The 13,697-nt window shown below is 74.0% G+C and carries 12 protein-coding genes; 9 read left to right on the forward strand and 3 right to left on the reverse strand.

Annotated elements, in window-relative coordinates:
* Positions 1-156 precede the first annotated feature (156 nt).
* Genes AB3388_RS11530 through AB3388_RS11540 form a run of 3 tightly spaced genes read left to right on the forward strand, consistent with a single transcriptional unit; the run spans position 157 to position 3,781 of the window.
* On the forward strand, positions 157-1,254 hold the full coding sequence (locus AB3388_RS11530) for a glycoside hydrolase family 36 protein (protein ID WP_495410911.1): 1,098 nt from the start codon (positions 157-159) through the stop codon (positions 1,252-1,254).
* 23 nt (positions 1,255-1,277) lie between these two features.
* Positions 1,278-2,513 carry a DUF4032 domain-containing protein gene (locus tag AB3388_RS11535; RefSeq protein ID WP_495410912.1) on the forward strand — a complete coding sequence of 412 codons (1,236 nt, stop codon included), beginning with the start codon at positions 1,278-1,280 and terminating at the stop codon, positions 2,511-2,513.
* Entirely contained in the window at positions 2,510-3,781 is a 1,272-nt protein-coding gene (locus AB3388_RS11540) for a glycoside hydrolase family 32 protein (protein WP_495410913.1), read from the forward strand. The genes AB3388_RS11535 and AB3388_RS11540 overlap by 4 nt, the downstream gene beginning before the upstream one ends.
* Here the strand turns inward: AB3388_RS11540 and mqo are convergent.
* A complete protein-coding gene (mqo, locus tag AB3388_RS11545) occupies positions 3,771-5,276 on the reverse strand; it encodes a malate dehydrogenase (quinone) (RefSeq protein WP_495410914.1) in 1,506 nt (501 codons plus the stop codon). The genes AB3388_RS11540 and mqo overlap by 11 nt on opposite strands.
* Positions 5,277-5,618: 342 nt before the next feature.
* Between mqo and lspA the strand changes: the two genes are divergently transcribed.
* The 5 genes from lspA to dnaE all read left to right on the forward strand — a co-directional run bounded on the left by lspA (position 5,619) and on the right by dnaE (position 12,169).
* Positions 5,619-6,182, forward strand: coding sequence for a signal peptidase II (gene lspA, locus AB3388_RS11550; protein ID WP_495410915.1), 564 nt, complete (start codon positions 5,619-5,621; stop codon positions 6,180-6,182).
* 43 nt (positions 6,183-6,225) lie between these two features.
* A complete protein-coding gene (locus AB3388_RS11555) occupies positions 6,226-7,173 on the forward strand; it encodes an RluA family pseudouridine synthase (protein ID WP_495410916.1) in 948 nt (315 codons plus the stop codon).
* A gap of 8 nt (positions 7,174-7,181) precedes the next feature.
* On the forward strand, positions 7,182-7,985 hold the full coding sequence (locus AB3388_RS11560) for a CPBP family intramembrane glutamic endopeptidase (protein WP_495410917.1): 804 nt from the start codon (positions 7,182-7,184) through the stop codon (positions 7,983-7,985).
* Complete coding sequence (locus AB3388_RS11565) at positions 7,978-8,427, forward strand: GNAT family N-acetyltransferase (RefSeq protein WP_495410918.1); 450 nt, start codon at positions 7,978-7,980, stop codon at positions 8,425-8,427. The genes AB3388_RS11560 and AB3388_RS11565 overlap by 8 nt, the downstream gene beginning before the upstream one ends.
* A gap of 175 nt (positions 8,428-8,602) precedes the next feature.
* Complete coding sequence (gene dnaE, locus AB3388_RS11570; RefSeq protein WP_495410919.1) at positions 8,603-12,169, forward strand: DNA polymerase III subunit alpha; 3,567 nt, start codon at positions 8,603-8,605, stop codon at positions 12,167-12,169.
* Here dnaE and AB3388_RS11575 read toward each other — a convergent pair.
* Positions 12,166-12,660 (reverse strand): nucleotidyltransferase domain-containing protein, encoded by a 495-nt coding sequence (locus tag AB3388_RS11575; RefSeq protein WP_495410920.1) that lies wholly within the window; start codon positions 12,658-12,660, stop codon positions 12,166-12,168. The genes dnaE and AB3388_RS11575 overlap by 4 nt on opposite strands.
* Before the next feature lie 61 nt (positions 12,661-12,721).
* Between AB3388_RS11575 and AB3388_RS11580 the strand changes: the two genes are divergently transcribed.
* Positions 12,722-13,495 (forward strand): DUF2567 domain-containing protein, encoded by a 774-nt coding sequence (locus AB3388_RS11580; RefSeq protein ID WP_495410921.1) that lies wholly within the window; start codon positions 12,722-12,724, stop codon positions 13,493-13,495.
* Here AB3388_RS11580 and AB3388_RS11585 read toward each other — a convergent pair whose 3' ends face one another.
* Positions 13,496-13,693, reverse strand: a complete 198-nt coding sequence (locus tag AB3388_RS11585; protein WP_495410922.1) for a helix-hairpin-helix domain-containing protein — start codon at positions 13,691-13,693, stop codon at positions 13,496-13,498. It lies immediately after the preceding gene.
* Between the last annotated feature and the right edge of the window lie 4 nt (positions 13,694-13,697).

The following is a 13,697-nucleotide window of genomic DNA, read 5'->3' on the forward strand; positions in this document are numbered from 1 at the left end:
TGGAGCCCCACGACCGCCTACCGGCTCGACGAGCGCCCGTTCCGGCCGGTCAGCGACGCCCGGCGCGTCGGCAACTACCACCCCGAGCGGACGGCGCCGCACGAGGCCTTCTGGGGTGAGGGGCTGCTGGCCGTCGACCCGGGCACGGGGGACGGCGTGCACGTCTTCGCCGCCCCCTCGCCGGGGGCGATCCCGTCCGTGCACGCCGAGGTCGCCGGCGACGAGGTGGTGGTCAGCGGGACGCCCGACGTCGTCCACACCGTCGACGGCGACGGCGGCGGGCTCGACGCCGTCCTCGCCCGGTGGGGGAGCGGGTTCGCCGCGGCCGCCGGCGTGGGCCCGCTGCGGCCGCCGCCGACGGTCTGGTGCTCCTGGTACCACTACTTCGAGCGGGTCACCCAGGCCGACATCGAGGAGAACCTCGCCGCCATCGACGAGCTCGGCCTGCCGCTCGACGTCGTGCAGATCGACGACGGGTACCAGGCCGAGATCGGCGACTGGCTGGCCCTCTCCGACCGGTTCGCCTCGCTGGAGCAGGTGGTCGGCGACATCCGCGGCGCCGGGCGCCGCGCCGGGATCTGGGTGGCCCCGTTCATGGTGGGCGAGCGCTCCGCCCTGGCCCGTGAGCACCCGGACTGGCTGATCGGCGGGGCCGACCCCGGCCGGGGCTGGGAGCAGCAGCTGGCCTGCCTGGACGCCACGCACCCGGGTGCCGAGGCCTACCTGCGGGAGGTGTTCGGCAGCCTCCGCTCGACCGGGATCGACTACTTCAAGATCGACTTCATCTACGCCGGGGCCATGGAGGGTCGCCGCGCCGACCCCTCGGTCACCGGGGTGGACGCCTACCGGCACGGGCTGGGGGTGATCCGCGAGGCGATCGGGCCGGATGCCTTCCTGCTGGGCTGCGGCGCGCCGATCCTGCCCAGCGTGGGGCTGGTCGACGGCATGCGCGTCGGCCCCGACATCGCCCACCACTTCGAGCCGCTCGACGGCGATCTCTCCCAGCCCTCGCAGCGGGCCGCGGCCATGAACAGCCGCTGGCGGGCCTGGCAGCAGGGCCGCTTCTGGGTCAACGACACCGACTGCCTGGTCGCCGGGCCGCACGTGGAGCGGCGCGAGGAGTGGGCGCCGATCGTCGAGGCGTACAGCGGGCTGCGCAGCAGCAGCGACCGGCTGCGCGGCCTGGACGAGTGGGGCCTGGACGTCACCCGCCGGCTGCTGCGGCCGGGCCTGGTCGAGCCGCTCGTCCCCTGATCCGCGCCTTCTCGAGGTCCGCCGTGCGCTTCGTGTTCACCCCACCGGCCGAAGCGGCCGCCGGCCTGCTGGACCTGCCGTGGGACCGCCCGCTGGAGGACTGGGACGACGACCGGCTCACCGAGATCCCGCAACGCGGCCTGTCCCGGCACGTCGTGCGGTTCGTGGCCGAGGCCGGCGAGGTGTTCGCGCTCAAGGAGATCGACGAGCGGCTCGCGCGCAAGGAGTACTCGATGCTGCGCCGGCTCAAGGAGCTGGGCATCCCGGCCGTCGAGGTCCTCGGCGTCGTCGTGGACCGGCCCGACGACCTCGACGCGATCCTGGTCACCCGCTTCCTCGACTACTCCTCGTCCTTCCGCGCGCTGTTCGCCAATCCGCGCGGGGCGCACATGACCGACCGGCTCATGGACGCCCTGGTGGAGCTGCTCGCCCGGCTGCACCTGGCCGGGTTCATGTGGGGCGACTGCTCGCTGTCGAACACCCTGTTCCGCTTCGACGCCGGGGCGCTGGCCGCCTACCTCGTCGACGCCGAGACCGGCGAGCTGCACGACCAGCTCTCTCGGGGCCAGCGCGAGTACGACCTCGAGCTGGCCCACGAGCGGGTGGCCGCGGAGCTGATGGACCTGCAGGCCGGCGACTGCCTGGCCGAGGACCTCGATCCGCTCGAGGTCGCCGACGACCTGGTGCACCGCTACAACCACCTCTGGCACGAGCTGACTGCCGATGAGGTGATGAAGCGCGAGGAGCAGCGCTACCGGATCGCGGAACGGATCCGCCGGCTCAACGAGCTCGGCTTCGACGTCGACCAGGTCGAGCTGATCGACGACCCGAAGGGCGGCAGCCGGCTCAAGCTCACCACCCGGGTCGCCGAGCCCGGCCGGCACCGCCGCGAGCTGATGGCGCTGACCGGGCTGGACGTGTGGGAGAACCAGGCCCGCCGGCTGCTGGCCGACATCGCCAGCTTCCGCGGCTGGATGGAGCAGGTCCAGCAGCGCCGGGTGCCCCTGGCCGTCGCGGCCACCCGGTGGCTGCGCGAGGTCTACCAGCCGGTGCTGGAGTCGATCCCGCCCCACCTGCGCAGCCGGCTGGATCCCGCGGAGATCTTCCACGAGATCCTGGAGCACCGCTGGTTCCTGTCCGAGGCGGCCGGCCGCGACGTCGGCACCACGGCCGCGGCCGCGGACTACATCACCAACGTGCTGCCGCAGGTGCCCGAGGAGCTGGTGACGCCGGCGCCGGTCAGCTCCGAGACCTCGTGACGGCGCGCCCCGGCTTCCACGTCACCGCGCCTTCCGGCTGGATCAACGACCCGCTCGGCGTGACCTGGCACGACTCCCGCTACGAGCTGTTCGTGCAGTACAACCCGGACGCGCCGGAGTGGGCGCCGGCCTGCCGGTGGGGACAGCTGACCGCGCCCGACCTCGTCCGCTGGACCTGGGTCGGCACCGCGCTGACGCCCGGGCCGGGGGAGGACGGCTGCTGGTCGGGGGCCGTGGTGGTCGCGGACGACGGGTTGCCGGTGATCGTCTACACCAGCGTGCGCGCCGGCTCGCTCGACCTCGGGGCGGTCGCCCTGGCGACGGGGGACCCGGCCTGGCGGACATGGACGGCCGACCCCGGCGGGCCGGTGCTGCCCGGTCCGCCGGCGGGCCTGGGCCTGCGGCACTTCCGCGACCCGTTCGTCTTCCGGCACGGCCGCACGTGGCGGATGGTCGTCGGCGGCGGGCGGGACGACGGCACGGCCGTCGCGCTGCAGTACAGCGGGCCCGACCTGCGGCACTGGTCCCTGGACGGCGTCCTGGCCGAGCGGCCCGGGACGGCGCAGCCGGCGACGGGCTCGGTGTGGGAGTGCGTGCAGCTGTTCCCCCTGGACGGCGCGTGGGTGCTGCTGGTCTCGGTGTGGGACGACGGCGAGCCGCGGCGGGTCGCCTGCGCGGTCGGGGACTACGACGGCCGCCGGTTCACCGCGCGGTCATGGCAGCGGTTCACCGCCACCGACGCGGTATACGCCACGACCACGTTCGCCGACGCCGCCGGCCGGCGCGGCGCGCTGTCCTGGATCCGCGAGCCGGCGTCCCCGGGGCCCGCGTGGGCGGGGCTGCTGTCGCTGCCCGTCGTCCTCGCGCTCGACGGCGACCGGGTGGCGTTGGCGCCGCACCCGGACGTCGACGGGCTGCGCACCGGCGTCCTCGCCGACCTCACCGAGCCGCGGGGCGCCGGGCCGTTCGAGCCGTTCCTCGACGTGCGCGCCGAGCTCGACGGGCCGGCGCAGCTGGTCCTGGGCGACCTGCTCACGCTCGACGTGGGCGCCGACGCCGTGGTGCTGCGGCGCCCCGGACGCCTGGACGAGCGGCTGCCGCTGCGGCCCGGGACGGCGGAGCTCCGGCTGCTGCTGGACGTCGGCGTGGCCGAGGTGTTCGCCGGCGGGGACGCCGCCGTGGTGCGACTGGACCCCGCCGGCGAGCCCGTGCGGCTGACCGCCCACGGGCTGCGCCGGGTCACCGTCCACGGCCTGCTCAGGCGTTGAGCTCCAGGGTCTGCATCGTCTCGGCCCGCACCTGCGCGAGCAGCGCCGGGTCGTCGGCCAGCGAGCGCCCGTAGGAGGGGATGGCCTCCTGCAGCGCCGGCCGCCACGCGTCGATCCGGTCGGGGAAGCAGCGCTCGAGCAGCGTGAGCATCGCCGACACCGCGGTCGAGGCGCCGGGGGAGGCGCCCAGCAGGCCGGCGACGGTGCCCTCGCCGCCGACGACGAGCTCGGTGCCGAACTGCAGCACGCCGCGGCCGGTCGCCGGGTCGCGCTTGATCACCTGGACCCGCTGGCCGGCGGTGATCAGGTCCCAGTCGTGCTGCTCGGCCCCGGGGACGAACGCGGTCAGCGTCTCGTGGCGGGCGTCGCGGGACTGCAGCAGCTCGCCGATCAGGTACTTGGTGAGCGCCATCTCGGTGCGGGCGACCCCGAGCATCGAGCCGAGGTTGTTCGGCTTGACGCTCTTCGGCAGGTCGAACATCGAGCCGGCCTTGAGGAACTTGGGCGAGAAGCCCGCGTACGGGCCGAACAGCAGCGAGTGGTCGCCGTCGATGAGCCGCAGGTCCAGGTGCGGGACCGACATCGGCGGGGCGCCCACGGCGGCCTGGCCGTAGACCTTGGCCTGGTGCCGGGAGACCAGCTCGGGGGAGTTCGTGCGCAGGAACATGCCGCTGACCGGGAAGCCGCCGAAGCCGCGGATCTCGGGGATGCCCGCCGTCTGCAGCAGGGGCAGGGCGCCGCCGCCGGCGCCGACGAACACGAACCGGGTGCGCAGCACGCGCCGCTCGCCGGTGACCGTGTCGCGGACGGTGACCCGCCAGCGGCCGTCGGTCTCCCGGGCGAGGCCGGAGACCCGCTGGTTGCAGTGGACCTGCACGCCGCGGCGCTCGGCGTCCTCGAGCAGGAACCGGGTGAGCGCGCCGAAGTTGACGTCGGTGCCGGCGAACGAGCGGGTGGCGGCCACGACCTGGCTCGGGTCGCGGCCCTCCATCATCAGCGGCAGCCACTCGGCCAGGTCCGCCTGGTGCTCGGCGTACTCCAGGCCGGCGAACAGCGGCTGACGGGCGAGGGCCTCGTACCGGGCGCGCATGTACGCCCGGCCGTCCTCGCCGGTCACGAAGCCGACGTGGGGGACCGGGGTGATGAACGTCTTCGGCGAGCCCTCGGTCATGCCCTCGCGGACCAGGTGCGACCAGAACTGCCGCGAGACCTGGAACTGCTCGTTGATCGTGACGGCCTTGGACGGGTCGACCCGCCCGTCGGGGCCGGCCGGCGTGTAGTTCAGCTCGCAGAGGGCGGCGTGCCCGGTCCCGGCGTTGTTCCACGCGTCCGAGCTCTCACCCGCGACGTCCGGGGCGGACTCGAACACGGTGACGCTCCACTGCGGCGCGACGACACCGATGAGCGCGGCCAGCGTCGCGCTCATGATGCCGCCCCCGACGAGGACGACGTCGGGGTTCGCGCTGTCGGTTACTACGCCGGGGTCGGAAGTCACGACTGCCTTTCCTCGCTGCGGTGGCGGCGGAACGATGGGGGAGCGCCGGAGGCGCCTGTCCGATCGTCGGACGTTCCGGGCCGTGACATGCGGGTTCGGCGGTGTGAGGAATCTCCGGTCCGTGATGTTCGCCATGTTTCCGGCTCGAGAACGGCCGTTTCAGGGTGGTCGCGGCGGTCGCCGTCACTCCTCCGGGTGGTGCGGCGACGCGCCCCCGCGACGGACCGCCCCGCCCGCGGACCGCCGTATCGTCGTCGGGGAGCGCGGCGTCCCGGCCGCACCGACCACAGGAGCGCCGTCCTGGCCGAGCACCCCGACCCCGACCCCGCGGGGGACCAGCCGGTGGACGCCGGCGCGCGCCGGCCGCGGACGCGGCTGCTGCTCTCCCTGGCCGCGGCCGTGCTCGCCGTCGACGTCGTCACCAAGGTCCTCGTGGTCGCGACCATCGACGAGGGCGAGAACATCCGGCTGCTCGGCGGCGCGGTCTACCTGACCTTCTGGCGCAACACCGGCGCGGCGTTCTCCTTCGCCGAGGGCGCGACGATCCTGTTCAGCCTGATCGCGGTGGCCGTCGTGGTGGTCATCGTGCGCACCGCGCGGCGGCTGTTCTCCACCGGCTGGGCGGTCGCGCTCGGCCTGGTGCTGGGCGGCGCGCTCGGCAACCTGATCGACCGGATCTTCCGGTCCCCGGGCTTCCTGCGCGGCGGCGTCGTCGACTTCGTCTCGGTGTTCGCCCCCGACGGCCGGGTGTGGCCGGTGTTCAACGTCGCCGACTCGGCGATCGTCTGCGGCGGCATCCTCGGCGCGCTGCTGGCCCTGCGCGGCATCGAGTTCGACGGCTCGCGCGGCCGCGCGACGTCGGTCTCGGGCACCGGGGCCGACGACGGCGGCGCGGCGCGCGGCTGACCGCCCGGGCGGCTGCGGCGCCGGGCCGCGCCCGCCGGTCACAATGGGCACCGTGACCTCCTCCTCCGGCCTGTACCGCGCCCTGCCGGTGCCGGACGGGCTCGAGGGGCAGCGGGTCGACCAGGCGCTGTCCCGGCTGTTCGGGCTCTCCCGCACCACCGCCGCCGAGGTCGCCGACGCGGGCAACGTGCAGGTCGACGGCCGGGTGCGGGGCAAGGGCGACCGCGTGACCGGCGGCAGCTGGCTGGAGGTCGAGCTGCCGCCGCCCCCCGGCGAGCCGTCCGCGCCGGAGCCGGTCGAGGGGCTCGCCGTCCTGTACGACGACGAGGACGTCGTGGTCGTCGACAAGCCGGTCGGCGTGGCCGCGCACCCCAGCCCCGGCTGGGAGGGCCCCACGGTGATCGGGGGGCTGGCGGCCGCGGGCTACCGGATCTCCACCTCGGGCGCGGCCGAGCGGCAGGGGGTCGTGCACCGCCTCGACGCCGCCACCACCGGCGTCATGGTGGTCGCCAAGAGCGAGCGGGCCTACACCGCGCTCAAGGCGGCGTTCAAGGAGCGGACGGTCGAGAAGGGCTACCACGCCCTGGTGCAGGGCCACCCCGACCCGTCACGCGGCACCATCGACGCGCCGATCGACCGGCACCCCCGGCACGACTGGAAGTTCGCCGTCGTCAGCGGCGGGCGACCGTCGGTGACGCACTACGAGGTCATCGAGGCGTTCCCCGCCGCGAGCCTGGTCGACATCGCGCTGGAGACCGGGCGGACGCACCAGATCCGCGTGCACTTCTCCGCGATGCGCCACCCGTGCGTCGGCGACACCACCTACGGCGCCGACCCGACCCTGGCCGCGCGGCTGGGCGTCGGCCGGCAGTGGCTGCACGCGGTCCGGCTGACCTTCCCGCACCCCGCCGACGGCCGGTGGGTGGAGTTCACCAGCGAGTACCCGGCCGACCTCGCCGGCGCGCTCGCGATCCTGCGCGCCGAGGCCTGAGCCCGGCCGTGACCTGGCTGCCCGAGTCCCTGGACGCCTTCGGCCCCGCCGCGCTGGCGGCGGTCCTGCTGGCCGGCTACCTCGTGGCCGGGGAGCCGGTGGCGGGCTACGTGCTGCACCGGCGGTTCGAGGGGCGGCTGCAGCGGGACCCGGCCGCGCGGCGCTCCTTCTACGGCCGGCTGCTGATCCTCGAGTGGGGGCTGGCCGTCGTCGCCGCCGTCGTGTGGGCGGCCGCGCCGGGGGTCGGCGCCGAGGCGGTGGGACTGCGCTGGCCGCAGGCGTGGCCGGGTCCGATCACCGCGGTCGCCGTCCTGCTGGTGCTGGCCTTCCTGCTCGTCTCGCTGCGGGCGATGGCCGCCGGGGCGCTGCGCGCCGCGGCCGAGCAGCTGCGCCGCCCCGGCGACGGGCGGCACGCCGAGCCGCCGGTGCACGCCACCCTGGCGCTGCTCCCGCGGACGCGCGGCGAGCGCCGGCTGTTCACCGTCGTCGGCCTCACTGCCGGGATCTGCGAGGAGTGGCTCTACCGCGGGGTCTTCCTGGCCGTCGTCGCGGCGCTGCTGGGCCGCCCGCCGCTGCTCGTCCTCGTCGTCGTCGCGGCCGCCGCGTTCGGGCTGGCGCACGCCTACCAGGGCGTGGCGGGGATCGTCACCACCGCGGTGCTCGGCGGCGTCCTCGCCGCGCTGTACCTGGAGACCGGCTCGCTGCTGCTGCCGGTGCTCCTGCACGCGGTGATCGACCTGCGGTTCCTGCTGCTGCCGGCGTCGGTGCTGCCGCCGTTCGTCCGCGGCGCCCGGGAGGTGACCGGTGGCTGAGCCGCGGGCCGGGCTGGCCGGCCCCGCGGACCGGCCGGCGATCGCGGCGCTGCGCACCCGCGTCTTCGTCGAGGAGCAGGGCGTGCCGCCGGAGATCGAGCAGGACGACGCCGACGCCACCGCCGTCCACGCGGTGAGCCGGGACGCCGACGGCCGGGTGGTCGCCACCGGGCGGCTGCTGGAGTGCTCCGGTCCGGAGGGGAAGGGGACCGCGGTGATCGGCCGGATGGCCGCGGACCCCGCGGTGCGCGGGCGGGGCCACGGCGCCGCCGTCCTCGCCGAGCTGCACCGGCAGGCGGTGCTGCGCGGCCTGCGGCAGGTCGAGCTGCACGCCCAGGTCACCGCCCGCGGGTTCTACGAGCGGGCCGGCTACACCGCGGTCGGCGAGGAGTACGAGGAGGCCGGCATCGCGCACATCACGATGCGCAAGCAGCTCGTGTGACGGATCGGTCCACCTGTGGCCGACACGTTCTGTCAGACCCTCGGCGTACACCCTCCTCAGTGCGAGGATCGCGGTACCGCCCACCGAATCCCCCCGCACCGCCGGTCTTCCCCGCCGGTCGCCCGCCGGATCACCGACGGTGGGCACGCACGACCACTGAGGAGCAGGACCGCCCGTGAGCAGCAGCCCGTCGAAGGATTCGTTCGTGCACCTGCACGTGCACACCGAGTACTCGATGCTCGACGGCGCGGCGAAGCTGCCGGAGGTCACCAGGGCGGCCGCCGAGCAGGGGATGCCGGCCCTGGCGATGACCGACCACGGCAACGTGTTCGGCGCCTACGACTTCTACAAGCAGGCCAACGCCGCCGGCGTGAAGCCGATCATCGGCATGGAGGGCTACTACACGCCCGGCTCGCGGTTCGACCGCGCGCCCTTCGACTTCGGCGACAACCTCATCGACGAGGACGGCGAGGGCGGCTCCTCGCGCGGCAAGGCCGCCTACACGCACATGACATTGCTCGCCCGCACGACCGAGGGCATGCACAACCTCTTCCGCATCTCCTCGCTGGCCAGCCTCGAGGGCCAGTACCGCAAGCCGCGCTTCGACCGCGAGCTGCTCGAGCAGTACGGCAAGGGCCTGATCGCCACGACCGGCTGCCCGTCCGGCGAGGTCAACATGTGGCTGCGGGCCGGCAAGGAGGACAAGGCCCGGCAGGCGGCGGCCGACTTCCAGGACATCTTCGGCAAGGAGAACTTCTACGCCGAGCTGATGGACCACGGCCTGTCCATCGAGAAGAAGACCCGCCCGCAGCTGCTCGCCATCGCCAAGGACCTCGGCATCCCGCTGCTGGGCACCAACGACCTGCACTACACGCACAAGGAGGACGCGGAGGCGCACGACGCGCTCCTGTGCATCCAGACCGGCTCGCGGCTCAACGAGACCAACCGCTTCAAGTTCAACGGCGACGGCTACTACCTCAAGAGCGCCGCCGAGATGCGCGCGCTGTTCCCCGGCGAGCTGGCCGCGGCCTGCGACAACACGCTGCTGATCGCCGAGCAGTGCGAGATCAAGTTCACCGAGGGCGCCGACCTCATGCCCCGGTTCCCGCTCCCGGAGGGGGAGGACGAGACCTCCTGGTTCGTCAAGGAGGTCGAGCGCGGCCTGCACAAGCGCTGGCCGGGCGGCATCCCCGACCATGTGCGCAAGCAGGCCGACTACGAGGTCGGGATCATCACCCAGATGGGCTTCCCGGGGTACTTCCTGGTGGTCGCCGACTTCATCAACTGGGCCAAGGACAACGGCATCCGGGTCGGCCCGGGCCGTGGCTCGGCCGCCGGCTCGCTGGCCGCCTACGCCATGGGCATCACCGACCTCGACCCGCTGGCGCACGGGCTGATCTTCGAGCGGTTCCTCAACCCCGAGCGCGTCTCCATGCCCGACGTCGACATCGACTTCGACGACCGCCGCCGGGGCGAGGTCATCCAGTACGTCTCCCGCAAGTACGGCGAGGAGCGGGTCAGCCAGATCGTCACCTACGGCACGATCAAGGCGAAGGCCGCGATCAAGGACGCCGCCCGCGTGCTCGACCGCCCCTACTCGGTCGGCGACGAGCTCACCAAGCTCATGCCGCCGGACGTGATGGGCAAGGGCATCCCGCTGTCCGGGGTGTTCGACCCGGCCCACCCGCGCTACAAGGAGGCCGCGGAGTTCCGGTCCAGGTACGAGTCCGACCCCGGCGCGGCCGAGGTCGTCGACCAGGCCCGCAAGCTCGAGGGCCTGAAGCGGCAGTGGGGCGTGCACGCCGCCGGCGTCATCATCGGCCGCTTCCCGCTGATCGACTCGATCCCGATCATGCGCCGCGAGGCCGACGGCGCCGTCATCACGCAGTTCGACTACCCGACCTGCGAGACGCTCGGCCTGCTCAAGATGGACTTCCTGGGCCTGCGCAACCTCACCGTCATCGACGACGCGCTGCGCAACATCGTCGCCAACGGCAAGGACGCGATCGACCTCGACGAGCTGTCCAAGAACCTCACCGACCCGGCCACCTACGACCTGCTCGCCCGGGGCGACACGCTCGGCGTGTTCCAGTTCGACGGCGGGCCGATGCGCTCGCTGCTGCGGCTCATGCGCCCGGACAACTTCGAGGACATCTCCGCGGTCGGCGCGCTCTACCGGCCGGGCCCGATGGGTGCGAACTCGCACACCAACTACGCGCTGCGCAAGAACGGCCAGCAGGAGATCACCCCGATCCACCCGGAGCTCGCCGAGCCCCTGGAGGACATCCTCGGCGGCACGTACGGCCTGATCGTGTACCAGGAGCAGGTCATGGCGATCGCGCAGAAGGTCGCCGGGTACTCGCTCGGCAAGGCCGACCTGCTGCGCCGCGCGATGGGCAAGAAGAAGAAGTCGGTCCTGGACGCCGAGTTCGTCGGCTTCGAAGCCGGCATGAAGGAACGCGGCTACTCCGACGCGGCGATCAAGACGCTCTGGGACATCCTCGTCCCGTTCGCCGACTACGCCTTCAACAAGGCCCACTCGGCCGCCTACGGCCTGGTCTCCTACTGGACGGCGTTCCTCAAGGCCAACTACCCGGCCGAGTACATGGCCGCGCTGCTCACCAGCGTCGGCGACGACAAGGACAAGCGGCCGATCTACCTGGCCGAGTGCCGGCGCATGGGCATCAAGGTGCTGCCGCCGGACGTCAACGAGTCGGCCGCCGACTTCACCCCGGTCGGCACCGACATCCGCTTCGGCCTGGCCTCGATCCGCAACGTCGGGCACAACGTCGTCGAGGCGATCGCCCGCGCCCGCGAGGAGCAGGGCCGGTTCAAGGACTTCTCCGACTTCCTGCGCAAGGTCGACGCCGTCGTCTGCAACAAGAAGGTCATCGAGTCGCTGTGCAAGGCCGGCGCCTTCGACTCCCTCGGCCACTCGCGGCAGGGCCTGGTCGCCGTGCACGCCAACGCCGTCGAGATGGCGATGGCGCTCAAGCGCAAGGAGGCCGAGGGCCAGTTCGACCTGTTCGGCGGCTTCGGCGCCGGCGACGGCGCGGACGACCCGTTCGGCGGGGCGCTGGACATCGCGATCCCGACGGCGGACTGGTCGAAGTCGGAGCGACTCATCTTCGAGCGCGACATGCTCGGCCTCTACGTCTCCGACCACCCGCTGCACGGCGTCGAGCACGTCCTCGCGTCGCACGCGGACACCCCGATCGCCGAGATCAACGCCGGCGGGGTCGAGGACGGCGCGAACGTCACGATCGCCGGGATCCTCACCGCCGTCGGGCCGCGGACCAACAAGCAGGGCGCGCCCTGGGCGATCGCCACGGTGGAGGACCTCGAGTCCGGCATCGAGGTGCTGTTCTTCCCGAAGACGTGGGCCGAGGTCTCCGAGAAGGTGGTCCGCGACCAGATCGTCGTGGTCAAGGGCCGGATCAGCCGCCGCGACGACCAGCCCTCGCTGTTCGGCTCGGAGGTGAGCATCCCCGAGCTCACCGAGGGGCCGCGCGGGCCGGTGCTGGTCTCCATGCCGGCCACCCGGTGCACGCCGCCGGTGGTGGAGCGGCTGCGCGAGGTGCTCGGCAGCCACCCGGGCACGACCGAGGTGCAGCTGAAGCTGGTCAACGGCAGCCGGGAGACCGTGCTGCGCCTCGACCAGGGCCTGCGGGTCCGTCCGAGCACCGCGCTCATGGGCGACATCAAGGCACTGCTCGGCCCGACCAGCGTCGCGATCCTCTAGCCGGCAACCAGCCGGCGGAGCACCGCGAGGTCGTGGTGGTCCACCGCGCGCAGCTCGTAGCCGGAGCGCCAGTCGATCTGCTGCGTGGCCGAGATGCAGCCGACGGTCCGCCCGGCGACGGTCCCGGTGGTGAAGCAGACCGCCGGGTAGACCCAGCACTCGCCGTGCGGGCCGAGCTGGATACCGGTGCCGTCGGCGTCGAAGGTCACCGGGTGCACGTCGACCCAGCCCCGGCCGGGCGCGACGAGCTCGACGCGGGTCGGCCGCTGGTCGGTCTCGACCGCGTAGCCGAGGTCCCCGAGCGCGGCCAGGACGGCGGCCTCCTGCATCGCGTCCACGGCCAGGTCGAGGTCGCGGTGTGCCCGCGTCTGCCGCCCGGCGAGCGCGTCGACGCCCCACCCGCCCTCGAGCCACGCCGGGCAGCCCGCGGCCGCGAGGGCGTCCAGCACGGCGACGACCTCCGCCGCGCGCATCCCGCCGAACTCGGGCACGCGGCACGCTAACCGTCCGCCCCTTCCGCCGTCTCCCCGGCGGCCGGGGTTCACTGGGGGCATGAGCGACGCCCCCGACGACTCCCCGGCCGCCTCCGCAGCCGGCCCCGGGGCGGCGTGGCCACCGGCCGTTCCGCTGTCGCACCCCGTCGACCCCGGCGTCGCCGCCGGGTCGGCCGCCCTCGGCGGGCTGACCGGACCGGACGGCGCACCCGTCCTCGCGGCCCGGCGGCCGTGGTCGGCCTGGTCGGAGATCCGCGGCGACCTGCGCCCGGCGGGTCTGCTGGTCGCGACGCTGGCCCTCGTGGGGTTCCCGGTCGGGCTGCTCTGGTGGGCGCTCGCCCCGCGCGCGGACTTCCGCATCACCGCCGACGGTCCCGCGGCGATCGGCAACCCGTCGGCCGAGCTGCTGGCCGCGGACGACGCCGTCTTCGCCCTGCTGCTCGCCGCGGTGGGGCTGCTCGCCGGTGTCCTGGCCTGGGCGTTCCTGCGCCGCCGCCGGGGCGTGGCCGTGCTGCTCGCGCTCGCGGTCGGCGCCTCGGCCGCGGCCGGCATCGCCTGGCAGCTCGGTGAGCTGCTCGGGCCGGCCCCCACCCATGCCGAGCTCTCCGACGTGGGGGCGCGGGTGACCACCAGCCTGGCCCTCGGCTCGCTGCCCGCGCTGGCCGTGGGGCCGTTCTGCGCCGTCCTGGCCTATCTGATGGCCGCGCTGTTCACCCGCCGCGACGACCTCGGCCGGCCGGCCGGGCAGCCGGCCGCCGAGCGCCCGGTCGCCGGGGAGCCGGCGCTGGCCTGGTCGCCGGCCGACCCGGCGCCGGGCCGGCCGCGGGACTGATCACTCCCCGGCGAAGGACAGGCCGCGCTCGGCGAGGGCCTCCCGCAGCAGCCGCAGTGCCTTGGGACCGACGCCGTGCAGCGCGGCGAGCTCCTTCTCCCGGTGGTCGGGGAGCTGCGACAGCCGGGTGATGCCGGCCGCGTGCAGGGCCGCGGTCGCGGGGCGGCCGATGGCCCGGGGCAGGTCGTCGTCGGTCACGTCA

Source organism: Geodermatophilus sp. SMS 5-13, assembly GCF_059428245.1.